This is a genomic window from Paraburkholderia sp. CNPSo 3274, assembly GCF_024206475.1.
GTDB lineage: Bacteria > Pseudomonadota > Gammaproteobacteria > Burkholderiales > Burkholderiaceae > Paraburkholderia.
In genome coordinates this window covers 181,211-206,368 of sequence record NZ_JAMBPR010000006.1, presented here as the reverse complement: position 1 = coordinate 206,368, position 25,158 = coordinate 181,211, and the positions used below count along the sequence as shown (strand labels likewise).

Annotated in this window: 20 protein-coding genes; 5 read left to right on the top strand and 15 right to left on the bottom strand. The window is 65.1% G+C overall.

The window, feature by feature from the left end; translation table 11 throughout:
* The 11 genes from M3I54_RS06245 to M3I54_RS06195 form a co-directional block, all read right to left on the bottom strand.
* The coding region (locus M3I54_RS06245) for a hypothetical protein (RefSeq protein ID WP_254333913.1) at positions 1-533 on the bottom strand (533 nt) is incomplete at its 3' end.
* A 541-nt stretch (positions 534-1,074) separates the two neighbouring features.
* Entirely contained in the window at positions 1,075-3,171 is a 2,097-nt protein-coding gene (locus M3I54_RS06240; protein ID WP_254333911.1) for an ABC transporter ATP-binding protein, read from the bottom strand.
* Complete coding sequence (locus tag M3I54_RS06235; RefSeq protein WP_375542099.1) at positions 3,168-4,079, bottom strand: ABC transporter permease; 912 nt, start codon at positions 4,077-4,079, stop codon at positions 3,168-3,170. Before M3I54_RS06235 ends, M3I54_RS06240 begins: the two co-directional genes overlap by 4 nt.
* Positions 4,080-4,084: 5 nt before the next feature.
* Entirely contained in the window at positions 4,085-5,107 is a 1,023-nt protein-coding gene (locus M3I54_RS06230; RefSeq protein ID WP_254333907.1) for an ABC transporter permease, read from the bottom strand.
* 39 nt (positions 5,108-5,146) lie between these two features.
* The gene (locus M3I54_RS06225; RefSeq protein WP_254333905.1) at positions 5,147-6,835 is read right to left on the bottom strand and encodes an ABC transporter substrate-binding protein; all 1,689 of its coding nucleotides are present in this window, start codon (positions 6,833-6,835) and stop codon (positions 5,147-5,149) included.
* Positions 6,836-7,067: 232 nt separating this feature from the next.
* Entirely contained in the window at positions 7,068-8,084 is a 1,017-nt protein-coding gene (locus tag M3I54_RS06220) for a HoxN/HupN/NixA family nickel/cobalt transporter (RefSeq protein ID WP_254333903.1), read from the bottom strand.
* Positions 8,085-8,134: 50 nt separating this feature from the next.
* Entirely contained in the window at positions 8,135-8,653 is a 519-nt protein-coding gene (locus M3I54_RS06215) for a cupin domain-containing protein (protein WP_254333901.1), read from the bottom strand.
* 142 nt (positions 8,654-8,795) lie between these two features.
* Positions 8,796-10,904: an elongation factor G gene (fusA, locus tag M3I54_RS06210; RefSeq protein WP_254333899.1), complete on the bottom strand. Its 2,109-nt coding sequence runs from the start codon at positions 10,902-10,904 to the stop codon at positions 8,796-8,798.
* Positions 10,905-11,284: 380 nt separating this feature from the next.
* The gene (locus M3I54_RS06205; protein WP_254333897.1) at positions 11,285-11,803 is read right to left on the bottom strand and encodes a DUF192 domain-containing protein; all 519 of its coding nucleotides are present in this window, start codon (positions 11,801-11,803) and stop codon (positions 11,285-11,287) included.
* 232 nt (positions 11,804-12,035) lie between these two features.
* Positions 12,036-12,236 (bottom strand): hypothetical protein, encoded by a 201-nt coding sequence (locus M3I54_RS06200; RefSeq protein WP_254333896.1) that lies wholly within the window; start codon positions 12,234-12,236, stop codon positions 12,036-12,038.
* A 343-nt stretch (positions 12,237-12,579) separates the two neighbouring features.
* On the bottom strand, positions 12,580-13,161 hold the full coding sequence (locus M3I54_RS06195; protein ID WP_254333895.1) for a pseudouridine synthase: 582 nt from the start codon (positions 13,159-13,161) through the stop codon (positions 12,580-12,582).
* Between the two features lie 522 nt (positions 13,162-13,683).
* Here M3I54_RS06195 and icd point away from each other — a divergent pair.
* Positions 13,684-14,940: an NADP-dependent isocitrate dehydrogenase gene (icd, locus tag M3I54_RS06190; protein WP_254333894.1), complete on the top strand. Its 1,257-nt coding sequence runs from the start codon at positions 13,684-13,686 to the stop codon at positions 14,938-14,940.
* A gap of 663 nt (positions 14,941-15,603) precedes the next feature.
* Positions 15,604-17,217, top strand: a complete 1,614-nt coding sequence (locus M3I54_RS06185; RefSeq protein WP_254333893.1) for a multicopper oxidase family protein — start codon at positions 15,604-15,606, stop codon at positions 17,215-17,217.
* A 79-nt stretch (positions 17,218-17,296) separates the two neighbouring features.
* On the opposite strand, the gene cspD is transcribed toward M3I54_RS06185, so the two are convergent.
* Positions 17,297-17,503 (bottom strand): cold shock domain-containing protein CspD, encoded by a 207-nt coding sequence (gene cspD / locus M3I54_RS06180; protein WP_017776809.1) that lies wholly within the window; start codon positions 17,501-17,503, stop codon positions 17,297-17,299.
* 585 nt (positions 17,504-18,088) lie between these two features.
* Here cspD and clpS point away from each other — a divergent pair.
* From clpS to M3I54_RS06165, 3 genes are all read left to right on the top strand, one after another.
* Positions 18,089-18,403 (top strand): ATP-dependent Clp protease adapter ClpS, encoded by a 315-nt coding sequence (gene clpS / locus M3I54_RS06175; RefSeq protein ID WP_028213389.1) that lies wholly within the window; start codon positions 18,089-18,091, stop codon positions 18,401-18,403.
* Positions 18,400-20,691, top strand: coding sequence for an ATP-dependent Clp protease ATP-binding subunit ClpA (gene clpA / locus M3I54_RS06170; RefSeq protein WP_254333892.1), 2,292 nt, complete (start codon positions 18,400-18,402; stop codon positions 20,689-20,691). Before clpS ends, clpA begins: the two co-directional genes overlap by 4 nt.
* A 211-nt stretch (positions 20,692-20,902) precedes the next feature.
* Positions 20,903-22,318 (top strand): amino acid permease, encoded by a 1,416-nt coding sequence (locus M3I54_RS06165; RefSeq protein ID WP_254333891.1) that lies wholly within the window; start codon positions 20,903-20,905, stop codon positions 22,316-22,318.
* 54 nt (positions 22,319-22,372) lie between these two features.
* On the opposite strand, the gene dut is transcribed toward M3I54_RS06165, so the two are convergent.
* From dut to coaBC, 3 genes are all read right to left on the bottom strand, one after another.
* Positions 22,373-22,819 (bottom strand): dUTP diphosphatase, encoded by a 447-nt coding sequence (gene dut, locus M3I54_RS06160; RefSeq protein ID WP_028205273.1) that lies wholly within the window; start codon positions 22,817-22,819, stop codon positions 22,373-22,375.
* A 32-nt stretch (positions 22,820-22,851) separates the two neighbouring features.
* Positions 22,852-23,856 (bottom strand): LLM class flavin-dependent oxidoreductase, encoded by a 1,005-nt coding sequence (locus tag M3I54_RS06155; RefSeq protein WP_254333889.1) that lies wholly within the window; start codon positions 23,854-23,856, stop codon positions 22,852-22,854.
* Positions 23,857-23,923: 67 nt separating this feature from the next.
* A complete protein-coding gene (coaBC, locus tag M3I54_RS06150; protein ID WP_302058856.1) occupies positions 23,924-25,153 on the bottom strand; it encodes a bifunctional phosphopantothenoylcysteine decarboxylase/phosphopantothenate--cysteine ligase CoaBC in 1,230 nt (409 codons plus the stop codon).
* Positions 25,154-25,158 lie beyond the last annotated feature (5 nt).

The window sequence follows — 25,158 nt, the reverse complement described above, 5'->3', positions numbered from 1 at the left end:
CCTTTTCCACTGCCGCCTCTCCCGCCGCCGGAGTTGCTGGAACCGCCTCCCGATCCGCTCGGTCCCGTCCCTCCCACGCCAGAACTGCCGCTGCGGCCAAGCCCTCCCGTACTGGCCGTCGCGGCGCCCGCACCGCCGCCGCCGTTGCTTCCGTTGCTGCCGCTCGAAGAACCTGAGCCGCCGTGGCCGCCGCCGTTGCCCCGGAAACACGCGCTGCCCGTACGGCTGATGCAATCGTTCGGTGCGAATACGGTAGAAACGTCGCTCGCCAGCGTAGCTGAATCGGACTCCGAATCCGTTTTCGACGAGGTGCTGGCGGCAGGCGATCGCGCAGCAACCGGTGCGCTGAAAGCCCCGAAGCCCTCGGCCCCGCTCGCCGGCAAAGGTGCATCTGCGAGCAGGATCACCGGATTGATGGCATCGCCTGCGGCGTGGGCAGAGATCGCGGGGAACAAAACGCCCGCGCCCACCGCGCACATACCAGCTCCCCGTCTTATCCAATAGCTGTACTGATGAATGTTGGTCTTTTTCATCTTGTTCTCCCCGCAAGACGGCAGCGTGATGCGCTGTCGTCCCTCATGCCCCCGTGCAGGCTGCACGCCTTGTGCGCGTGCGCCGACTCCGTCAGGCTCGCTACCCGCTTCGTGCCGGCGTATCAGGTTCGATCCGGCTGGAGCGGAACTCGCCAAACAAAAGGCACCCGGTCAGGCCGCGCGCAGGATGACCGGTTTGTGCAGGACTACTTGTGGATTGCCGGAACCCATGGCGTGGGACGGCAGATTACAAGCGCGTCGAGCAGCCGGTCATCCGTCCGCCCGGTGCGACGACCCGCGCGTGTCGGGGTGGATTGCACTGGATTGCAGCGGCCGGATGCCTGGTGCCGATATAGCCAGTTTTGTGCCATCGGGCGGGGAGGGGCGTGCGGGGTGGACTTAACAATTGATGTGTCGCCCACGTGGCAGAAAAAGCGCGGAAAACGTTACGGCGATGAAACGCGCGCGCCGAATGGCGCGATTTGCGTTGCGAAAGCGGACGGCGCAACGATGCTGGTGCGATACGAACGCTATCGCACCGTCAGGGCGCCGCTTGTGTGGCCGTGGTGGCGCTCTGTTGTGCGCGCAATTCGTCTACGGGAATGTGGCAGAGAATGCGATGGCCGCCACCCGCGTCGGCGAGCGGTGGTGGCGCGTCGTCGCAAATGGCGCCGAGCTTGCGCGGGCAGTGCGCGCTGAAGATGCAGCCGCGCCCCGCGGCCTGCGCGCCGTTTGGCGAAGCCACGCCGAGCGCGCGCGCGGCCAGCAGCATTTCTGTATACGGATGCCAGGGGCCGTCGAACACGGCGCCGGCCGGGCCGCTTTCCACGACGCGTCCCGCGTAGAGCACGACGATGCGATCGGCGAGATAGCGCACGACATCGAGGTCATGCGAAATGAACAGGTAGCTCACGCCGCGTTCGCGCTGCAGGCGCGCGAGCAGGTTGAGAATCGCGGCTTGCACGGAGACGTCGAGCGCCGAGGTGGGCTCGTCGCAGATCACGATGCGCGGCTCGCCCGCGAACGCCTGGGCGATCGCCACGCGCTGCTTGAGGCCGCCTGAGAGTTGCCGTGCGCGCGCCACGAGATAGCGCGCCGGCACGCGCACGGCTTCGAGCAGGCCCGCGATGCGCGATTCGTCCGAGGCTTGGTGATCTGCCGGCGTGTCGTCGTGCGGCCGGGACAGCGCGCGCTCGATCAGCCGTTTCACCGGCAGCGCGCGATTGAGTGAGGCGTCCGGATGCTGGAACACGACGCGCAACGCCGCGCGCTCGTCGGCGCGACGGCGCGCGACGTGAGCGTGCAGGCGCTTGCCGTCGAGCTCGACGGCGCCGCCAGCATCTGGCGCATGCAGGCCGAGCAGCATGCGCGCGAGTGTCGTCTTGCCGCTGCCCGATTCGCCCACGAGGCCGAGCGTCTCCCCCGCATGCAGTTCGATCGACACGCTGTCGAGTGCGCGCACGGCTTGCGCGCCGTGTCCGAAGGTGCGCGAGACGTCGAGCGCGCGCAAAACGACGCGCGGCTCGGCTTCGCCATTCGAAGAGCCGTTACTCGAGGTCTGCGAATCGTCGCTGCCTCCGATCAGATTGCCGAACGGCAACTCGATCGCGCGTTCGTGAAAGTGGCAGCGTGACATCTGCTCCCCGTGGGGCGACGTCATGCGATGCGGTGGCGGCGCTTCCACGCGGCAACGCGCGTCGGCGAGGCGACAGCGCGGTGCGTAGATACAGCCGGTGGTGCCCGCGCCTGGCGCCGGCAACTCGCCCGGTATCGTGTCGAGCGCGCCCCCATGCTTGTTGCGGCCGTGCGCTGGCAGGCAGCGCAGCAGGCCGACCGTGTACGGATGCCGCGCGCGCTCGAACACGTCGCGCGTGGCGCCTTCCTCGACTAGCCGTCCCGCGTAGAGCACGCCCACGCGTTCGCACATGCGCCCGATCACCGCAAGGTCGTGGCTGATGAGCAGCACCGCCATGCCGAGCTCCGCACGCAGCTTCGCGATGAGGTCGAGCACTTCGGCCTCGACAGTGGCGTCGAGGCCCGTGGTGGGTTCGTCGAGGATCAGGAGCGCGGGGTTCGACGCGAGCGCCATCGCAATCACCACGCGCTGCTGCATGCCGCCCGAGAGCTGATGCGGATAGCTCGCCAGCACGCGGCCCGGGTCGGCAATGCGCACGCGTTCAAGCATCGCGTGCGAGCGCGAGCGGGCCGCGCTTGCGTCGGCGCCCGCGGCTTCGAACGCTTCGTTTAGCTGGCGGGCAATCGTGAGCGTGGGGTTGAGCGCGCTAGCGGGGTCCTGATAGACCATCGAAACGGCGTTGGCGCGCAGCGTGCGCAGGCCGTCGGCGTCGAGCGCCAGCACGTCCCCGCCCGCAATCGCAATGCGCCCGGCCTTCACGCGGCCGTTGCGCGGGAGATAGCGCAGCGCGGCGAGCGCGACCGTCGACTTGCCGCAGCCCGATTCACCGACGAGCCCATACGCTTCGCCGCGCCGGATGCGCAGCGAGACGTCGGTGAGCACGTCGCGGTCGCGCCCGCGCATGCGGTAAGCGACAGTGAGGCCGACGAGCGCGAGTGCGTCGTCGTCGCGCGGCGCGCTGAAAGTGGCGAGAGCGGGGCGTGAAGAAGCGGGGCGGTTCACGACTGGAGCACCTCGCGCAGGCTGTCGGCGATCAGGTTCACGGCCACCACGAGCGAGGCGATGGCGAGCGCGTCGAAAGCCACGGTCCACCATGCGCCGCCCGCGAGCAGCGTGTACGACTCGGCGAGCGCGAGCCCCCAGTCGGCGGACGGCGGCTGGATGCCGAAGCCGAGGAACGAGAGCGTCGCCACTGCGAAGATTGCATAGCCGAGGCGCACCGTCGCCTCGACGACGATGGGCGGCCATACGTTCGGCAGGATCTCCGTGAACATCACGGCGAGGGCGTTCGCGCCGCGCAAACGAGCGGCCGCCACGTAGTCGAGATGACGCTCGGCGAGCACCGCCGCGCGCACCGTACGCGCGACGAGCGGCGCAAACGTAATGCCGATCACGAGCACCACGGCGAGATTTGAGGCCCCTACGGCCGCGAGCACGAGCAGCGCGACGATCACGAGCGGCAGCGCGAGCACGGCGTCGAGCGTGCGCGCGACGAGCGTGCCGAATGCGCCTTCGAAATAGCCCGTGACGAGCCCGAGCGCCGCGCCCGCGAGCGTGCCGACGAGCGTGGCGAGCGGCGCGATCGTGAGAATGTCGCGCGCGCCCACGATCACGCGCGAGCAGATGTCGCGGCCAAGCTGATCGGTGCCGCACCAGTGCGTATGGTCCGGTGGCAGGAGCGAGCTGAGCGGATCGGACGCATAGGCGTCGTGCGGCGCGAACCACTGGCCCGCGAGTGCGCAGACGATCCACCACAGGAGGATCAGCGCGCCCGCGGCGAACGAGGGCGAGCGCAGCAGCAGATGCAGCGTGTCGCGCAGACGCGTATCGGCAAGCGTTTCTTCGCCTGGCCCGCCAGACGGTTGCGCACCAGGCGGTTCGCCGCCCGGAGAAATTGATTCGGAGGCCATATCGGTCATGTGCCTCCCGGCGTTCGCAGGCGCGGGTCGAGGAACGCGTGCAGGGCGTCGGCGGCGAGATTGGCGACTGTATAGACCGCGCCCACCGCGAGCACGCCCGCTTCGAGCAACGGGAAGTCCTTGGCCTTCGCGGCGTTGAAGATGAGGGAGCCTATGCCCGGATAGCGGAACAGCGATTCGACCACGACGAGTCCGCCGATCAGATAACCGAGCTGCGTGGCCGCCACCGTCACGCTGGGCAGCAGCGCATTGCGCAGCACGTGCCGCATGATCACGACGTGGCTCGGCAGTCCCTTGAGAATCGCGGTGCGCGTGTAGTCGGCGTCGAGCGCCGTGATCGTGCCCGCGCGCGCGATGCGCGCGAGGTAGCCGAAGAACACGAGCACGAGCGGCAGCACGGGCAGCACGAGATGCCGCAATTGTTCGAGCACGCCCGCGCCGCTGGGCGCGGTGGCCTCGATGGGCAGCCAGCGCAGCCACACGCCGAAGATCAGGATCAGCACGATCGACGAGACGAACTCCGGCACGGCGCTCGCGCACAGGCCGCCCGTGCTGATCGCGCGGTCGATCAGGCGGCCTTCGTGGAGCGCCGCCCATACGCCGCCCGCGATGCCGAGCGGCACCACCACCACGAACGCGAGCAGGCCGAGCCTGGCCGACTGCAGAAGCGCGTCGCCCACGAACGGCGCCACGGGCTGCTTGTAGCTCCACGACATGCCGAAGTCGCCGCGCAGCGCATGCGTGATCCACGAAACGTACTGATCGAGCACCGGCCGGTCCGCGCCCAGTTCGTGATTGAGTGCGGCCACGGCGCGCGCGTCGGCGAGCGGGCCCAGCACGGCGCGGCCGATGTCGCCGGGCAGCAGCTGGCCGCCCGCGAACACGAGCACCGAGAGCAGCCAGAGCGTGAAGATCGCCCAGGCGGCGCGCCGGCCGAGAAAGCGTGCGACGCCCGCGCGCGGGGCGAATGCGCGCACGGCGCCGGTCGGATTCGGTATGGGCGGGAGCGGAGTAGCCATCGGACCTCCGTTTCGGGTGCGCTAGCCTCGCGTGCCGGTTCAGGCGGCGAGCGTCGCGCGGTCGAAATAGAGCTGGGCGAGCGCGGTGAAGCGCACGCCCGAAAGCACGGCGCGCTGTGCGATCAACTGGTCGTAGAAGTACGGGATGATCACGGGCGTCTCGTCGAGCAGCAGCGTCTGGATCTGCCTTGCCACCTGCTTCTGGGCCGCCACGTCGAGCGTCGCCGCGAACTGCGCGACCAGCTTGTCGTACTGCGCGTTGCGAAAGTGCGCAGCATTCCACGTGCCGCCCGAGGTGAGCGGCGCGTTGAGGAACACGTTCGGCACGCCGCGGTGTCCATAGTCGGTCATGCCGAGCGGCGAGTCGAGCCAGTCCGATTTGCCGAACGTGCCCGCGCCGTAGTACTGCGACTGGCTTTCCACCTTGAGCGCGATGCGAATGCCGACCGCCTTCGCCGCGTTCTGCACGACCACGGCGATGTCCGGTATTTCCATGTACTTCTCGGTGGTGAGCGTCACGTCGAAGCCGTTGGTGACGCCCGCCTGCGCGAGCAACTGGCGTGCCTTCGCGACATCGATCTTGCGCTGCGGCACATCGGTTGCCGTGGAAGGGAAGATGGGCGCGAACGGGCTGTCGTTGCCCACCACCGCGCGGCCCTTGAACAGCCCGCGCACGAGCACGTCGCGATCGAGCGCAAGCGCGAGCGCCTGACGTACGCGCTTGTCCTTGAACGTGGGCGAGTCGTTGCGCATGTGGATCTGGCGGTGCGCGCTCGAGCGCACGCCGATCACCTTGAAGTCGGGATTGTTCAGGATGCCGATGCCGCCCTGCACGGTGAAGGTGCCCATCACGTCGGCCTGGTGGCCTTGCAGCGCGAGCAATTGCGCCTGCTCGTCGGCGTAGAAGGCGAATTCCACGCGCGCGGGCAGCGCCTTGTCGCCCCAATAGTCGGGATTGCGCACGAAGCTCACGCCGCGCCGCGCTTCGAATTTATCGAGCTTGAACGGCCCGGTGCCGATAAAGCTCTTTTCGTAATTGCCCGCATAGTTGGCGGGCAGCATCACGGCGTTGTAGTTGTCCGAAGAAACGTAGTAGGCGAAGTTGCCGTTGGGCGCGTCGAGGTGGAACTCGACCGTGTGATCGTCGATGGCCTTCGTGCCGCCTTTCGAGAGCACGCCCTTGAGCACCGAGAGCGCCGCCGAGCCGGTTGCGGGGTCGGCCAGGCGATCGAAGGTCGCCACCACGTCCTTCGCGCCGAACGGCTGGCCGTCGTGGAATTTCACGTTGGGGCGCAGCTTGAACGTCCAGACGTCCGCTTCGGCGTTGGCTTGCCAGGAGAGCGCGAGGGCGGGTTGCAAATGGCCTTGCGCGTCGTCGTTGGCGAGGAATTCGCCGGTCTGGTTCAGGAGACACAGCGCGCCCGCATCGGTCACGGTAAGCGGATCGACGGCGCCCGCGGGCATCAGGTGCGCCACGCGGATCGTCTGGTCGCCGGGCTTCGCCGCGCCCTGTGCGTGCGCGCCGCGCGGCGCGATGAGTCCGGCAAACGCAGGCAGTGCAGTGAGGCCTACCGCGCTTGCGTAGCGCAGCAACTCGCGGCGCGTGAGGCGGCCGGCAGCGAATTCGTCGAGTGCGTGGTTGCCGTGATCGCCGGCCTGAGGGCGCAGCGCTTCGAGGCGGGACGGGTTGGACACGTCATGCGGACGGCGGGACTGCGGTCGTTTCATCGGTGCGGGTTTCCGTGCGATTCCGTTCAGGGGACGCGCGAGGCCAGAGGGCTTGCGCGACGGCGGCATGCGGTACGGCAGACGACGAATGGGTGCAGCAAAGTGAAACGATTGACGGGGCGATCGAATGCAATGGCTGGGCCTAGTTTACGCGCTTTCGGCAAACGAGGCGAAGGGTAGGGTTTCGCGGGGTTGCGCGCCCGAGGCGCGCCGTGCGAGGCGCGTGAGTGTTTTAGCGGGCCGCGGCGGGCCGGCGCCAGCGATGGAGCAGCACCGAGCCGATCCAGCAGGCGATGAATGCCGCGACGATGCCGTAGCCCAGCTCGCCGAAGCGCTCGTTCAGGCCGGCGATGAGCGTCCACGCACCGCCGCTCGCGCCGAGCTTGTCGGCGATGAGCCCGAGGGCTTCCACGCCGCCGATCGCGATCGCCACGAGCGCCGAGACGAACGTGATGCTCGCGTTGTAGTAGAGCTTGCGCCTGGGATCGTCCATCGCCCAGCCGTAGGCGTGGACCATCAATACGTTGTCGGTGGAATCGACGAGTGTCATGCCCGCCGTGAAGAGCGCGGGGAACACGAGAATCGAATACATCGGCAGGCCCTTGCCCGCTTCGGCGGCCGCGATGGCGAGCAGGCCGATTTCAGTGGCCGTGTCGAAGCCGAGGCCGAACAGCACGCCCACGGGGTACAGGTGCCAGCTTTTCGTGACGAGAGCAAAGAGCGGCCTCAGCGCGCGTGAGAAGAGGCCGGCGGGCGCGGGCGCATCGGCGGCGAGCGCGACGTCGCCGCCTTGCTGCGCGCGGCGGTAACGCATCCACACATCGCGCAGGATCACGAGGTTCACGCCCGCGAGCACGAGCAGGAACGTCGACGAAACGAGCGTGCCGATGGTCGAGCCGATCTCGTGGAACTGCTCGAAGCGGCCATGCAGCGAGAGCGCCGTGAGCGCGATGCCGAGCGTGGCGGCGATCACGACCGTCGAATGGCCGAGCGAAAACGCGAGTCCCACGCCGAGCGGGCGCTGGCCCTGCTGCATGAGCTTGCGCGTGACGGCGTCGATGGCGGCGATATGGTCGGCGTCCACCGCGTGGCGCAGGCCGAAGCCGTAGGCGAGCGCCGCCGTGCCGAGCAGCAGCGGATAGTGGCGAAACGCGATCAGCGCCCACGCCCACGCGCCGAGATTGGCGGCGATGAGCGCGGCATAGAGCGGAATCAGGCGGGCGCGGAGCGAGGCGGCGGGCGTCGTCATTGCGTCATTGCGTCATTGCGTCATGGAAGGCGGCAGGTGCCGCCGGGCGCTCAATGGTCGTGCGGATGACGGTGGATGGGATCGACCCAGTACACGGTTTCCGGCGCTTCGACGGCGTCGATGTTCAGGTTCACCACGACGGCCTCGTTGTCGCTGCGCACGAGCACGCATTCGAGCGGATCGTCGGTGCTCGCGTTGATCTCCTGGTGCGGTACGTAGGGCGGCACGAAGATGAAGTCGCCCGGGCCCGCCTCGGCCGTGAACTCCAGATGCTCGCCCCAGCGCATGCGTGCGTGACCGCGCACGACATAGATCACGCTTTCCAGCGCGCCGTGATGATGCGCGCCGGTCTTCGCGTTCGGATGGATCGTCACCGTGCCCGCCCAGATCTTCTGCGCGCCCACGCGCGCGGCGCTGATCGCGGCCGCGCGGTTCATGCCGGGCGTTTGCGCCGTGTTCGTGTCGAGCTGATCGCCGCGTATCACCTTGACGCCGTTTTCGCGCCAGTCGATGGGGGCGTCGTCGTGAGGGTGTTCATGAGGATGCTCATGGTCGTGTTCGTGACTCATCGTCGTGTCTCCTTGACTGTGGGCGTCGCAGCGTTACCGCCCCATTGTGGCATGGTCAAAATTGCGCCGCGTGCATGCAAAAAAGCCCGTCCGCAAGGGGACGGGCTTTCACGTGCACAGCAACGCCTGCACGTCGCCTGCCTTACGTCTTCTTCGCGTTGATGACCGCTTCTGCCACGTTCTGCGGCGTTTCCGCGTAGTGCTTGAACTCCATCGTGTACGTGGCGCGGCCCTGCGTGAGCGAGCGCAGCGACGTGGAGTAGCCGAACATCTCCGAGAGCGGCACTTCGGCGCGCACGATCTTGCCGCCGCCGCCCGCGATGTCCTCCATGCCCTGCACGATGCCGCGACGGCTCGACAGATCGCCCATCACGTTGCCCATGAAGTCCTCGGGCGTCTCCACTTCCACGGCCATCATCGGCTCGAGCAAAATCGGCTTGGCCTTGCGCATCGCGTCCTTGAAGGCCATCGAACCGGCCATACGGAAGGCGTTTTCGTTCGAGTCCACGTCGTGGTACGAGCCGAACGTGAGCGTGACCTTCGTGTCGACCACAGGGTAGCCCGCGAGCACGCCCGCCTTGAGCGTTTCCTGAATGCCCTTGTCGACTGCCGGGATGAACTCGCGCGGAATCACGCCGCCCTTGATGGCGTCGACGAACTCGTAGCCCTTGCCCGGCGGCTGCGGTTCGAGCGTGATGACTGCGTGGCCATACTGGCCGCGCCCGCCCGACTGCTTGACGAATTTGCCTTCGATGTCCTCGACCTTGTTCTTCACGGTCTCGCGATACGCGACCTGCGGCTTGCCGACGGTCGCCTCCACGCCGAACTCGCGCTTCATACGATCGACGAGAATTTCGAGGTGCAGCTCGCCCATGCCCGAGATGATGGTCTGGCCGGACTCTTCATCGGTTTGCACGCGGAACGACGGGTCTTCCTGTGCGAGGCGATTGAGCGCGATGCCCATCTTTTCCTGGTCGGCCTTGGTCTTCGGCTCGACGGCCTGCGAGATCACGGGCTCGGGGAAGATCATCCTTTCGAGCACGATGGCATGCGCCGGATCGCAGAGCGTGTCGCCCGTCGTCGCTTCCTTCAGGCCCACCGCGGCCGCGATGTCGCCCGCGCGCACTTCCTTGATTTCCTTGCGCTCGTTCGCGTGCATCTGCAGGATACGGCCCAGGCGCTCCTTCTTGTCCTTGGTCGCGTTGAGCACCGTGTCGCCCGAATTCACCACGCCCGAATAGACGCGGAAGAAGATCAATTGCCCGACGAACGGGTCGGTCATGATCTTGAAGGCGAGTGCGGAGAATGGCTCTTCGTCGCTCGGGTGGCGCTCGATTTCCTTGTCGTGGAGGTCGTGGCCGAGAATCGCGGGCACGTCCACCGGCGAGGGCAGGTAGTCGATCACGGCGTCGAGCATCGCCTGCACGCCCTTGTTCTTGAACGCGCTGCCACAGAGCATCGGCACGATTTCGTTGGCGATCGTGCGCTTGCGCAGGCCGCCCTTGATTTCCTCTTCGGTCAGGCTTTCGTGGTCGTGAAGATACTTCTCGAGCAGCGTTTCGTCGGCTTCGGCGGCGGCTTCGATCATTTTCCCGCGCCACTCGTGCGCGAGCTCGATGAGATTCGCGGGAATCTCCTCGTACTCGAACTTCACGCCCTGGCTTTCGTCGTCCCAGACAATCGCCTTCATCTTCACGAGATCGACCACGCCCTGGAAGTGGTCTTCCGCGCCCACCGGAATCTGGATAGGCACGGCCACGCCCTTCAGGCGCTCGCCAATCTGCCGCTGCACGCGGAAGAAGTCTGCGCCCACGCGATCCATCTTGTTGACGAACGCAATGCGCGGGACCTTGTACTTGTTCGCCTGACGCCACACGGTTTCCGACTGCGGCTGCACGCCGCCCACGGAGTCGTACACCATGCACGCGCCGTCGAGCACGCGCATGGAACGCTCGACTTCGATCGTGAAGTCCACGTGCCCCGGAGTGTCAATGATGTTGATGCGGTGTTCGGGGTAATTGCCGGCCATGCCCTTCCAGAACGCAGTGGTCGCGGCCGAGGTGATCGTGATGCCGCGTTCCTGTTCCTGCTCCATCCAGTCCATGGTCGCCGCGCCGTCGTGAACCTCGCCGAGCTTGTGATTCACGCCGGTGTAGAAAAGGATGCGCTCGGTCGTCGTGGTTTTGCCGGCGTCGATGTGAGCGCTGATCCCGATGTTGCGATAGCGCTCGATGGGGGTCTTGCGAGGCACGGTGATCTCCTTGGAATGACGCGCCATGGAAGCTGCCGGGCGGCACGCGGCGCGGCCAGCGCGCGGCCCGATGCGCCGCACGGCGTGCGCCTTGGTGGCACGTGCCATGCGTGGGATTAATAGGATAGCGCTTGCGCGCCGGTTTTGCAGGACGTATGTCGCGGCGCGGGAAGTGGCGACAGCGGGCCGCGGCGGCGCCAGGCGGCGCGCTGGCGGGCAGGCGCGCGCAATGCGCCGTGGCACCGCGCATGCGGGCGCTCGCAGGTACCACCGCTCGTGGATAGAAACTCTGGCGCAAAAAAGCCGGCGCCGCGTGCGTGCGGGGCCGGCTTGCACTGTTCGCGCAGCGCGCGAATGCCGCGCGCTGGGTCACCGCGCGCTTACTGCAGCGGCGGCAGTCCCTGAATCACCATGCCGGGCTTGATGCCCTTCGACGTGAACCAGCCCTTGGGCATTTCGAGCGCGAAGGTGCCGTTGTTGCGCGGGCAGTGGTTGTTGGTCGTTTCGGCCTGCATCTCGTCGATGTCGGTGATCGTGCCGTCGGCGCGAATGAAAGCGATCGACAGCGGGATCAGCGTGTTCTTCATCCAGAAGCAGTGCACGGCGTTTTCGCCGAACACGAACAGCATGCCTTCATTGGGCCCGAGCTGCGAACGGTACATGAGGCCTTGTTCGCGGTCCGCGTCGTTGGCGGCGACCGCTGCGTCGATCACGAACATGCCTGCCGTGAGCTTCACGCGCGGAAATTCGCCCGGCTGCTTGGCGCCCGGCGGCATCTGCTGCGCCTGTGCGATGCTCGACGTTGCCGCCGCGGTGAACGTGAGCGCCGCAAAAGCGGCAAATGGCAATGCGACGGCAAGCGCGCAGCGCACGAAGAACGAGCGCAGGGAAAATCGCACGAGAGACTCCTTGCTGTAGGTTAATCCGCGCATGTTACGCGACCAGGTCTGAACGGGTCAAAATGCGCGGCGCGGTTCACGTCATCAACGTGATGTGGTGCGCGTGCGTGTCAAAAAAATGGCTAATAATCAAGCAGCCAAACAAAAAGGCAGAACGCCTTGCAGCGCTCTGCCTTTCGTCGCGCTGAAGAGCGGCAACGAATACCGCTTCTTCATGCGTCTTACAGCAAGCTTACTCCGAAGCTGCCGAAGCGGCTTCAGCCTTCGCTGCCTTCTTGTGCGTCGACTTCTTGTGTGCCTTCTTGTGCGACGACTTGTGAGCAGCCGAAGCAGCAGCAGCCGGAGCAGCCGAAGCAGCTTCCGGAGCCGAAGCTTGTGCGAATGCAGCCGATGCGAAGAGGCCAGCGACCAGAGCAGCGATCAGTTTGTTCATGTTGTGAATCCTCAAGCTTGAGTTAATTAACCAAGTGACCCGGTTTTTGGAGTCAGGTCGGTAAACGTGCCATCCACCTTTCGGTTGACAGTCGCTTTCGACAAATTCGCGTGAATTTGATTTCTGCGTCTGCCAGCGGTCGGGACCGTACATTGCTGCGAGGACCCTGAAGGCTGGATGCCGGATAGCTTCTGGCGGCATCTGCGTCGAATAACGCATGGTCTCGCGAGACGGTTGACGCAAACTTTCATTTGCTTCGTAACGAGACGCAACAGAAAGGTGAGGGACGTGCTGCGTGATTCGAAAAAAATCGATCAGCAAGCGAAAAGTGCTTGCGCAACAATCACTTGTGTTTGTGAGACGTGTTTTGCCAGGGCCCATTGGTGGGCACGTCGATGCTTTCGCCGGGCGTGAGGCCAAGCGAAAAAATATCGAGCGCGCCGATCGCGACGCGTACGAGTCGCAACGTTGGGTAGCCCACTGCCGCGGTCATCCGTCGCACTTGCCGGTTCTTGCCTTCGCTGATCGCGATCTCCACCCACGTGGTGGGTATTGCCGCGCGATAACGAATCGGCGGATTACGCGGCCACAAATTTTCGGGCGCAACAATGATTCTTGTTTGACACGGCTGCGTCACGAAGTCACCGAGATCGACGCCGCGTTCGAGCGCAGCAAGTGCTCCTGCATCGGGTTCGCCTTCCACTTGCGCCCAATAGCGCTTCACGAGCTTGCGTTTCGGTTCGGCAATGCGCGCTTGCAATGCGCCGTCGTCGGTGAGGAGCAGGAGACCTTCGCTATCGGAGTCGAGCCGGCCCGCGGGATAGACGCCCGGCACCTTCACCCAGTCCGCGAGAGACTGGCGTGTTTCGTGCGGCGAAAACTGACAGATCGTGCCGAACGGCTTATTGAGGGCGATTAAACGCATGACAGGGCGACGGGTACGAATGGATGACTGGCTAGCGCCGAGATCTTAATGCATATTGCGCCTAGCCGATTTCTGCGTCTTATATAAGACATAAGACAAGAGCGGACCGGATCACCCCTTTGCGGCTCCGACAACCCGTGCGAGGACGCTTTGCGCGCGGCGCGGACGTGTTCGCCATGTGCGCCGCAGCACCGCAAGGGGCTTGCCTTGCGCTGGCGTCCGTGTGAAGTGCGCGGCACGGATGCGCGAGGCCTGGGCTAGAATAGCCGCCAGACCCTCACGCCGACGGGCCGCTCGCGCCGCGTGGCAAGCCGCTCGATAAGCCGCTTACTGCGCTAAGTTGCGCGCTGTGCGTCGCGTGTCCCTGGACAGTCTTGCTGCGAATATCGACCGCGCCGGTTGTCGAGAAGCCGTAACGGCGAGATGCTTCTCTCGCCGGGCGAAAAGGCTTCGCCGCCGCCGCGAGGCGCCGAGCGCCGCGTCAAACCCGCTACAACAGCGTTGCCCTTACTGGAGTCGATCATGCCGTTTCAGCACATCCTGGTTCCGACCGGCGGTGAAAAGATCACCGTCAATCCGGACTTCTCGCTCAACGTCTCAGACCAGCCGATCATCCCCTACATCGAAGGCGATGGCACGGGCGTCGACATTACGCCGGTCATGCTGAAGGTGGTCGATGCGGCAGTAGAAAAGGCCTACGGCGGCAAGCGCAAGATTCACTGGATGGAAATCTACGCAGGCGAGAAAGCGACTCGGGTCTACGGTCCCGACGTGTGGCTGCCCGAAGAAACGCTCGACGTCGTGAAGGAATACGTGGTGTCGATCAAGGGGCCGCTCACGACGCCGGTTGGCGGCGGCATCCGGTCGCTCAACGTTGCACTGCGCCAGCAACTCGATCTGTACGTGTGCCTGCGCCCTGTGCAGTACTTCAAGGGCGTGCCCTCGCCGGTGCGTGCGCCGGAGAAGGTCAACATGGTCATTTTCCGCGAGAATTCTGAAGATATCTATGCGGGCATCGAATGGCCCGCGGAGTCCGAAGGCGCGAAGAAGCTCATCAAGTTCCTGCGCGAAGAGATGGGCGTGGCGAAGATTCGCTTCCCGGAGAGTTCCGGCGTCGGCGTCAAGCCGGTGTCGCGCGAGGGCACGGAGCGTCTCGTGCGCAAGGCGATCCAGTATGCGATCGACAACGAGCGCCGCTCGGTCACGCTCGTGCACAAGGGCAACATCATGAAATTCACCGAAGGCGCGTTCCGCGACTACGGTTACGCACTGGCGCAGAAGGAATTCGCAGCGGAACTGATAGACGGCGGCCCGTGGATGAAGATCAAGAATCCGAAGACGGGCGGCGACATCGTGATCAAGGATGTGATCGCCGATGCCTTCCTGCAGCAGATCCTGCTGCGCCCGGCCGAATACGACGTGATCGCCACGCTGAACCTGAACGGCGACTACATTTCCGACGCGTTGGCGGCACAGGTGGGCGGCATTGGTATTGCACCGGGTGCAAATCTTTCGGACTCCGTGGCGATGTTCGAGGCGACTCACGGCACGGCCCCCAAGTATGCGGGCAAGGACTATGTGAATCCGGGCTCCGAAATTCTCTCGGCGGAAATGATGCTGCGTCATCTCGGCTGGGTCGAGGCGGCGAACCTCATCATTGCCTCGATGGAGAAGTCGATTCTCCAGAAGCGCGTCACCTATGACTTCGCACGTTTGATGGAAGGGGCGACACAGGTGTCGTGCTCGGGCTTCGGGCAGGTGATGATCGAGAATATGTAGGCGGAAGACGGCTCATCGCTGTCCCAGTAGAAAAAAACCGGCAGACTGAAAAGGTCTGCCGGTTTTTTTATCCGCTCGCCGTGAATCCGTCACGAATAGATCGGTTACCCGATTTCAATCACCCCGTGCGCTATCATGACAGCGGTCAATCGAGTTCATCCGCAGCTTCGTTCAACGTGCCAGTCGTCTATCGCTTCCTTCTCGTCTGCCTGCTCGCGCTGCTTTCCGTGCGCGGCGCGATGGCATGCGAGCGCACGCAGCACGATGCACTAACGGCGCACGCTGCGCTCACGCCGCACGTCGTCGTCGCTGTCAGCGATCGTTGCGCCGGGACGAGCACCCGCGGTCACGGTTCGCATTCCAGTTGCAGCGCAAGTTGCTGCGTCGCGGGCAGCTGCGCGCATTGCAGCGTGCTTTCCGCCGTCACCGCATTCGACCCACAAACTGGCGCGCGTTCCGCGCTTACCGTGCTCCCCGCAGCCTTGCGCGCCGGCATCACGCACGCGCCTCCTTTGCCTCCTCCCATCGCCTGAGCAGGGCCGCTCGCTCCGGGCGGGGTACTGCGCTCGCGCTTTGCGCGAGCGAAACGAATCCCGTGTACACGGCGTGCGTGTTGTCGCGCGTCGCGTGCTCAGGCATGAACGAGGTATGAGGATTTCATCGATGAAACGAAGAGCATTTCTATCCGGCGCGCTGAGCGCCACCACCGCGACTCTGTTCGCGCGCCGTGCGTTCGCGCAAGATGCGGGCGATGCGACGCACGCCATGCATGGCATGACGGGCATGCCGGCGATGTCGGGCGGCATGATGCAAGGGCCGGGGCCGCTTGCGCCTGCCGATGCGTTGCCCGCTGGCGCGCCGCTTGCCGCGCTGCGTACGCTCGTCAACCAGAGCCGCGAGCCGGGCCAGTTTCGCGCGACGCTCATCGCTCAGCTCGCTGCGCGTGCGCTGCTGCCCGGAAAGCCGCAAACGGTCTTCTGGCAATACGATGCGCTCGACGCGGGGGCGGCGGCCGCAAACGACGGCCCTGTCATCGGCCCGTTGATCGACGTGCGCGAGGGCGACACTGTCGAAGTCACGTTCGTGAACCGGCTGCCCCAGCCTTCGACGATTCATTGGCACGGCCTGCCCGTGCCGCCCGATCAGGACGGCAATCCGTCGAAACCCGTCGCGCCGGGCGAACAGCGCGTTTATCGCTTCAAGCTGCCGCCGGGGAGCGCGGGCACCTACTGGTATCACCCGCATCCGCACATGCTGAGTTCCGAGCAGGTGTTCCGCGGGCTGGCGGGGCCCTTCGTCGTGCGCGCCGCCGACGATCCACTCGCGGTGTGGCCCGAGCGGCATCTGTTCGTGTCCGACCTGAAGCTCGCGGCAGACGGCACGATTCCCGCGAACGGCATGATGGACTGGATGAATGGCCGCGAAGGTCAGTACGTGCTCGTCAACGGCGCCCATCGGCCGCACATCGAGGTCGTGCGTGACGAGCGCTGGCGCGTCTGGAATGGCTGTAACGCGCGCTATCTGCAACTCGCCTTCGACGACGGCCGCGCGTTCGCGCAGGTGGGGACCGACGGCGGGCTGCTGGGCGCGCCGCGCGACGGTATAGCCTCGCTTTTGCTCGCGCCGGGCGAACGCGCGGAATTGATCGTGCGCGTGGGACAGGGCGCCTCGCGTGCGTCGCTGATTGCCGCGCAATACGACCGCCACAAGATGGCGATGACGCCCGGCAGCTTGCCTGCGGGGCCATCGCTGATCCTGGCGAACGTTGGCTTCGCACCGGCAAGCGCGACACAATCGGCACTGCCGGCGCGCCTGCGGGAGATTGGGCCGCTCGTTTCTTCAGATCCTCTAACGGTTCCGAAAAAAAGCGTGGTGTTCAGCGAGGCCATGGACATGAAAGCGATGCACGCACCGGGTGCGTCCACGCAGGCCATGCCGCGCGGCATGCAGTTCATGGTGAACGGGGCGGTATTCAATCCGGCGCGCGTGACGCTGGCGAGCCGGCGCGGGGAAGTCGAGCACTGGACGATAGCAAACGGCACGGACATGGATCATCCGTTTCATCTGCACGGTACGCAATTTCAGGTGCTGGCGCGCGAGCGGGGCGGTGTGCGCAAGGAGGAACAACTGCTGGCATGGCGCGACACGGTCAACGTGCGGCCCGGCGAAACGGTGCACATTGCAACCGTCCAGCATGAGGCGGGCGACCGTATGTTTCATTGCCACATCCTCGAGCACGAGGATCTCGGCATGATGGGTATGTTGCGCGTGACCTAGCGCGCGAACGTTAAAAAACGATGACGCCAAAAAGAAACCCGGCCGAAGCCGGGTTTCCAAGGTACGGGTACCGAACAGATCAGGCTGCTGCCTGAATGTTCGATGCCTGTTTACCCTTCGGGCCTTGCACGACCTCGAAGCTCACTTTCTGACCTTCTTTGAGGGTCTTGAAGCCATTCATTTGAATAGCCGAAAAGTGAGCGAACAGGTCCTCGCCGCCTTCATCCGGCGTAATGAACCCGAAACCCTTCGCGTCGTTGAACCACTTGACCGTACCGGTTGCCATACCAACTTCCCCTGTAACTCATGTCACTACCACGAGCAGTTCGAAAAGCTAAACGATCGCGGTGCGATCGCCCCCTCCTCACAAGCTCACCAACGGCATTTTTTCGAATTTAAGGCGGTTGAAAAAAGTGCCAGCTTGATTGTTGAGGGTCTTTATTCTGCTGTCAAGAATATTTTGAGACGCCCCTTGACGCGTTGTAAAGAGCGCATTTCCAGGGTTTTTCCTGCTTTTCGCCGACGCTGAGCGCCGGTGCATAAAGCAAGTGTACGAGAGCGTCTTGAAAAAACGCGCAGGTGACGCATATGCGACGCAGCGCACCATGGAATCTGACACTGAGCGTGCGGGCGCCTACAGTAGCTTCCCACGGCAACGTCAAGGTTGTGCGATACTCAATTCAACGGTGGCGTGAAAGCTGCTGAGAGCAGGATTGTGTACCGGCCCCGCAGCCGGTCCAAGGGATCGGGGCCGGGCCAGGGCGCATGAATTGCTTGCAGCGGGTCGCAGGTCGGGAGCGCCGGGGTCACCGGCCGGCCGGTCAGGTTACGGCAGGATTGCGGGCCTGTCCGAGTTGTTTAGAATGGGTGTATGGCGATTATCCCGGACAAGCAGGATTCAACCGTACTGGAGCGGCAGGAGCAAAAGGTCAAACCGCCCTCCATGTACAAGGTCGTGCTAATGAATGACGACTACACGCCGATGGAATTCGTCGTGATGGTCGTGCAGGAATATTTCAATAAGGACCGCGAGACCGCAACGCAGATCATGTTGAAGGTCCATCGCGAGGGCAGGGGTGTTTGTGGGGTCTATACGCGGGACATCGCGTCGACCAAGGTTGAGCAAGTCGTTACCCACGCACGGCAGGCCGGGCATCCGCTGCAGTGTGTGATGGAGGAAGCATGATTGCCCAGGAACTGGAAGTCAGCCTGCACATGGCGTTCATGGAAGCACGTCAGGCACGGCACGAGTTCATAACGGTCGAGCATCTGCTGCTGGCGCTGTTGGACAACCCAACAGCGGCGGAAGTGTTGCGCGCGTGTGCCGCCAATATTGAAGACCTGCGACAGAACCTGCGCAACTTCATTCACGACAATACCCCTACGGTTCCCGGCACGGATGACGTCGATACGCAGCCGACGCTTGGGTTCCAGCGCGTGATCCAGCGCGCGATCATGCACGTTCAGTCCACTTCCAACGGCAAGAAGGAAGTGACGGGCGCGAACGTGCTGGTCGCCATCTTCGGCGAGAAGGATTCGCACGCGGTGTACTACCTGCAGCAGCAGGGCGTCACGCGTCTGGATGTCGTGAATTTCATTTCGCACGGTATCGCGAAGACGGGCAGCGGCGAAGCCGCCAAGGCCAGCGACGCGAATGCCGAAGCCGAAGACGCCGCCGGCCAGAAGGAAACCCCGCTCGCCCAGTTCACGCAGAACCTGAACCAGATGGCGAAGGACGGCCGGATCGATCCGCTCATCGGTCGCGAACTGGAAGTGGAGCGCGTGGTGCAGGTGCTGTGCCGCCGCCGCAAGAACAATCCGCTGCTCGTGGGTGAGGCCGGTGTGGGCAAGACCGCGATCGCGGAAGGGCTCGCCTGGCGCATTACGCGCGGCGAAGTGCCGGACATTCTTGCAGATGCGCAGGTCTACTCGCTCGACATGGGCGCGCTGCTTGCAGGCACGAAATATCGCGGCGACTTCGAGCAACGCCTTAAAACGGTGCTGAAAGAACTGAAAGAGCGTCCGCACGCCATTCTGTTCATCGACGAAATTCATACGCTGATCGGCGCGGGCGCCGCGTCGGGCGGCACGCTGGATGCGTCGAACCTGCTCAAGCCGGCGCTCTCGTCGGGTACGCTCAAGTGCATAGGAGCGACGACGTTCACGGAATACCGCGGCATCTTCGAGAAGGACGCGGCGCTGTCGCGGCGCTTCCAGAAGGTCGACGTGGTCGAACCGACCGTCGAGCAAACCGTGGCGATCCTGCGCGGTCTGAAGTCGCGCTTCGAAGAGCACCACGGCGTGAAGTATTCGTCGGGCGCGCTGAACGCGGCCGCTGAACTGTCGGCGCGCTTCATCACCGATCGTCACTTGCCCGACAAGGCAATCGACGTGATCGACGAAGCGGGCGCGGCCCAGCGCATTCTGCCGAAGTCGAAGCAGAAGAAGACCATCGGCAAGAGCGAGATCGAAGAGATCATCTCGAAGATCGCGCGCGTGCCGGCGCAAAGCGTGTCGCAGGACGATCGCAGCAAGCTGCAGACGCTCGACCGCGATCTCAAAGCCGTGGTGTTCGGCCAGGATCCGGCTATCGACGCGCTCTCGGCTTCGATCAAGATGGCGCGCGCGGGTCTCGGCAAGACGGACAAGCCGATCGGCTCGTTCCTGTTCTCTGGCCCGACCGGTGTCGGCAAGACCGAAGTGGCGCGCCAGCTCGCGTTCACGCTCGGCATCGAGCTGATCCGTTTCGACATGTCCGAGTACATGGAGCGCCATGCGGTGAGCCGTCTGATCGGCGCGCCGCCGGGCTACGTCGGGTTCGACCAGGGCGGTCTGCTCACCGAAGCCGTCACGAAGAAGCCGCACTGCGTGCTGCTGCTCGACGAAATCGAGAAGGCGCACCCGGACATCTTCAACGTGCTGCTGCAGGTGATGGACCACGGCACGCTGACCGACAACAACGGCCGCAAGGCGGATTTCCGCAACGTCATCATCATCATGACGACGAATGCGGGCGCCGAGGCGATGAACAAGTCGACGATCGGCTTCACGACCCGGCGCGAGCAGGGCGACGAACTGGCCGATATCAAGCGGTTGTTCACGCCCGAGTTCCGCAACCGGCTCGATCAGACGATCAGCTTCCGTGCGCTCGATGAGGAAATCATCATGCGCGTGGTCGACAAGTTCCTCATGCAACTGGAAGACCAGCTGCACGAGAAGAAGGTCGACGCGGTCTTCACCGACGCGCTGCGCAAGCATCTGGCAAAGCACGGCTTCGACCCGCTCATGGGCGCGCGGCCGATGCAGCGCCTGATCCAGGACACGATCCGCCGTGCGCTCGCCGACGAACTGCTGTTCGGCAAGCTCATGAGCGGCGGCCGCGTGACCGTGGACGTGGACGTGGAAGACAAGGTCCAGCTCACGTTCGACGAGCAGCCGGCGCCGCGCAATCCGGAAGCGGTCGAAGTGGAATAAGCGGCGGCGCTACTGCGCAAACAGCCTTCAGGCAAGACGGCGCAGTCCGAAAGGACTGCGCCGTTTTTCTTTCGTGCCTGCAGGTCTGGGTGTTGCGCCGTGCCGCGCAGGCGCGCCAGCCGTCAGCCGGTAAAATGCGCGTTTGTCCGCCGTCGGCGTTTTCTTGATGCGCAGCGCTCAGTAGCGTCTCGCGCGAAGCAGGGGTGTAACAGTGGTACCACGTAAATCGGGCGCGTTCGAAGCCATCGTCGAGCGCGAACAGGGGCTGCGTCAGGGCTTGTCCGCCGGGCAGATGACGATGATCGCCATCGGTGGCGCAGTCGGCACCGGGCTCTTTCTCGGCAGCGGCTTCGCGATCTCTTTCGCCGGGCCCGGCGTACTCATTTCCTACGCGATCGGCGCGCTGATCGCGTTGCTGCTGATGGGCGCGCTCGCCGAGATGACCGTTGCGCATCCTGTATCGGGCTCGTTCGGCGCGTACGCCGAGCACTACATCGGGCCGCTCGCCGGGTTCGTCGTGCGCTATGCGTACTGGTCGGCGTATGTGCTGGCGGTGGGCACCGAGGTCGCGGCCATCGCCATCTACATGAAATTCTGGTTTCCCCACGTGCCGGGGCTCTACTGGATCGTCGGATTTTCAGCGGCGCTGATCGTTGTGAACGCAATGAGTGTGCGCGCGTACGGCGCCATCGAATATCTGTTTTCGAGCCTCAAGATCGCGGCCATCGTCGCGTTCATCGTGCTGGGTGCATGGTTCGTGTGGCGCTCGCCAGCCGGCTCCGGCGTGGGCTTTGCGAACTACACGTCGCACGGCGGCTTGCTGCCGCACGGCTGGTGGGGCGTGTGGGTGGGGACGATCGTCTCGCTCTTCAGCTACCTGGGCGTGGAGACGATCGCCGTGGCGGCCGCCGAGGCGCAGGACCCGCAACGCGCCGTCACGCGCGCGTTTCGCGCGACCGTGCTGCGCCTCGTGCTGTTCTACCTGCTCACGCTCGCGCTCATGCTAGCCATCGTGCCGTGGACCCAGGCGGGCGGCAATGAGAGCCCGTTCGTGAAGGTCATGGCCGCAACGGGCGTGCCTTACGCGGCGGGGGCGATCAACTTCGTCGTGCTCGTGGCGGCGCTCTCGGCCATGAACAGCCAGCTCTACATCACCACCCGCATGATGTTCAGCCTCTCGCGCGCGGGTTACGCGCCGGCGGCGTTCGGGCGTCTCACGCGTCACGGTGTGCCTACGGCGGCGCTTTCGCTGTCCACCATCGGCATTGCGGTGGCGGCCGTGCTCAACGCACTCTGGCCGCAGGCAGCGTTCACGCTGATGATGTCGATCGCCATGTTCGGCGCGATGTTCACGTGGTTCATGATCTTCGTCACGCAGATCTTTTTCCGGGTGCGACAGGCGCGCGAAGGCGGCGCGCCGCTCGCGTTCCGCATGTGGGGCTTCCCGTTCACGAGCGTGCTGGGCGCGCTGCTGATGCTCGGCATTCTGGCCGGCACAGCCTTTACGCGCGAATTCCGCATGACACTCGCCTACGGCCTCGCGTTCCTCGCGGTGCTCGTCGTGGTGTATGCGCTCTGGTATCGCCGGCGCCCCGGCGCAGCGCAGCGAACCGAAGCCTCCGTCTAAATGCAAAAAAGCACGCCAAGGCGTGCTTTTTTGTTGCCAGCGCAACAGCTTGGGTCAGTGCTTGCCCGTGCTGCCGAAACCGCCCGCGCCGCGCTCGCTCGCCTCGAAGTCGTCGACGATGTTGAACTGCGCCTGCACGACCGGCACGATCACGAGCTGCGCGAGGCGCTCCAGCGGGTTGAGCGTGAAGGTGGTGTGGCCGCGGTTCCAGGTCGAAATCATCAGTTCGCCCTGGTAGTCCGAGTCGATCAGGCCGACCAGGTTGCCGAGCACGATGCCGTGCTTGTGGCCAAGACCCGAGCGCGGCAGGATCAGCGCCGCGTAGCCCGGATCGGCCACGTGAATGGCGAGACCCGTCGGCACGAGCTTCGTTTCGCCCGGTTCGAGCGTGATCGGCGCGTCGAGGCACGCGCGCAGGTCGAGGCCGGCGCTGCCCGGCGTGGCGTAGTGGGGCAGCTGGTCGCGCATGCGCTCGTTCAGGATCTTGATGTCGATTTTCATGAAGTCAGGGTGATAGGGCGGTGGTGGATCGCTCAGGCGCGAGGCAGCTGGAACGCCTCGGCGAGAAGTTCATAAGAGCGCAGACGGGCCTGGTAGCTGCCCGCAACGGTCAGCACGATGAGCTCGTCGGCGCGAAAGTTGTCCTTGATCGCAAGAAGGCGCTCGGTGACGCTCTCGGGCGTACCGATGACGCTGCGCGGCTTCTCGCGGTCGATCACGACCTGTTCGCGCTCGCCGTACTCCTGCGCGCGTCCTTGGTCGAGGCTCGGGATCGGCGCGTTCAGGCCGTAGGCCATCTGCACGCGGCGCAGGTCGACGGCTTTTTCGAGGTCGGCGGCTTCGGTTTCGGTGTCGGCGCAGATCGCGAACACGGCGCACGCGAGATACGGCTTCGCTTCATGGCCCGGCTTGAAGCGGTCGAGATACGCCTCGGCCACGAGATGCCCGAAGTGCGCGTTGATGAAGTGCGCGAACGAGAAGCGCAGCCCGAGCTGGGCGGCGAGGATGCCGCCGAAGTCGCTCGAACCGAGCACCCAGAGCTGCGGGCGCGTTTCGATCTGCGGCTGCAGCACCACGCCGTGCGCGAGGTGGTCGGCGGGGAGCGTGCCGTCCATGAGGCCGACGAGGTCCTGCACTTGCTGTGTGAACTGGTCGCCGCGGTTGTACGTGCCCGCGGCCACGGCCTGCGCCGTGCGCATGTCGCCGCCAGGCGCACGCCCGACACCGAGATCGACGCGCCCCGGAAAGAGCGCTTCGAGCATCATGAACTGCTCGGCGACCTTGAAGGGGCTGTAATAGGGCAGCATGATGCCGCCCGAGCCGATGCGGATGCGCTTCGTGACGCTGCCCAGACGCGCGAGCATGACTTCGGGGCAGGGGTTGCATACGCCGAGCAGGCCGTGATGCTCGGCGCACCAGTAGCGCGTGTAGCCGAGGTCGTCGGCGAGCTGTGCAAGCTCCATGGTGGCGGCGATGGCGTCTGCCGCGCTGTGCCCGGCGATGACGGGCGACTGGTCGAGTACGGAAAGCAGTGTCATGGCAGTACTGCTCCTTGCCTGTGTTCGCGGCGCCGCGCGCCGGCACACGGATGCGCCGGCGCGCGCGTCACGAGATGATGCTCGGGTCCGGCAGACGCCGCGCGATTTCGGCGACAAGCGTCTGCGCGAGCGCCTGCTTGGCCGCGCGCGGCAGCGGCTTGCGGCCACCCGCCTCGAACAGCACGACTTCATTGTCGTCCTGGCCGAAGGTGAGCGGGCCGAGATTGCCGATCAACAGCGGCACCTTCTTGCGCGCGCGCTTTTCCTCGCCGTGCACGTCGAGGTCGCCGCTTTCGGCGGCGAAGCCCACGCAGTACGGCGGATTCGGCAAGGCCGCGACCGAGGCGAGGATGTCCGGGTTCTCGACGAACGTGAACGTCGGCATGCGGTGCCCGGCGGTCTTCTTGATCTTGTGTTCGGCGACGTGATCGACGCGCCAGTCGGCCACGGCCGCCACGCCGATGAAGACATCGGCATCGGTCGCGGCGCGCATGACCGCGTCGTACATCTGCTGGGCGGTTTGGACGTCTTCGCGATAGACGCCCCACGGCGTTTCCAGCGCGACCGGCCCGGCGACCAGATGCACCTCGGCGCCCGCCTGCTGCGCCGCGCGCGCGAGCGCGAAGCCCATCTTGCCGCTCGAGCGGTTGGTGATGCCGCGCACGGGATCGAGCGGCTCGAAGGTCGGGCCGGCGGTGATCAGAAGCTTGCGGCCCGCGAGCACCTTCGGCGCGAAAAACGAGACGATCGCCTCGTACACGGCCTCGGGTTCGAGCATGCGCCCGTCGCCGATCTCGCCGCACGCCTGCGGGCCGGAATCGGGACCGAGCGTTTCGATGCCGTCCGCGCGCAGTTGCGCGACGTTGCGCTGCGTGGCCGGGTTTTGCCACATCTGCCGGTTCATCGCGGGCACGACCAGCAGCGGGCAGTCGCGCGCCACGCACAGCGTGGAGAGCAGGTCGTCGGCGAAACCGTGGGCGAGTTTGGCGAGGAAGTCGGTCGAGGCGGGCGCGATGACGATGGCGTCGGCCTCGCGCGAGAGGTCGATGTGCGCCATGTTGTTGGGCACGCGGCCGTCCCACTGGCTCGTGTAGACGGGGCGGCCCGAGAGCGCCTGCATGGTGACCGGCGTGATGAACTGCGTGGCCGCCTCAGTCATCACGACCTGCACGGTCGCACCGGCCTTGGTCAACAGGCGCGTGAGTTCGGCGATCTTGTAGCAGGCAATGCCGCCCGTCATGCCGAGCACGAGGTGACGGCCGGCCAGTTCGCCTGGGTTTGCAGCGGACGTGTTCAAGTCAC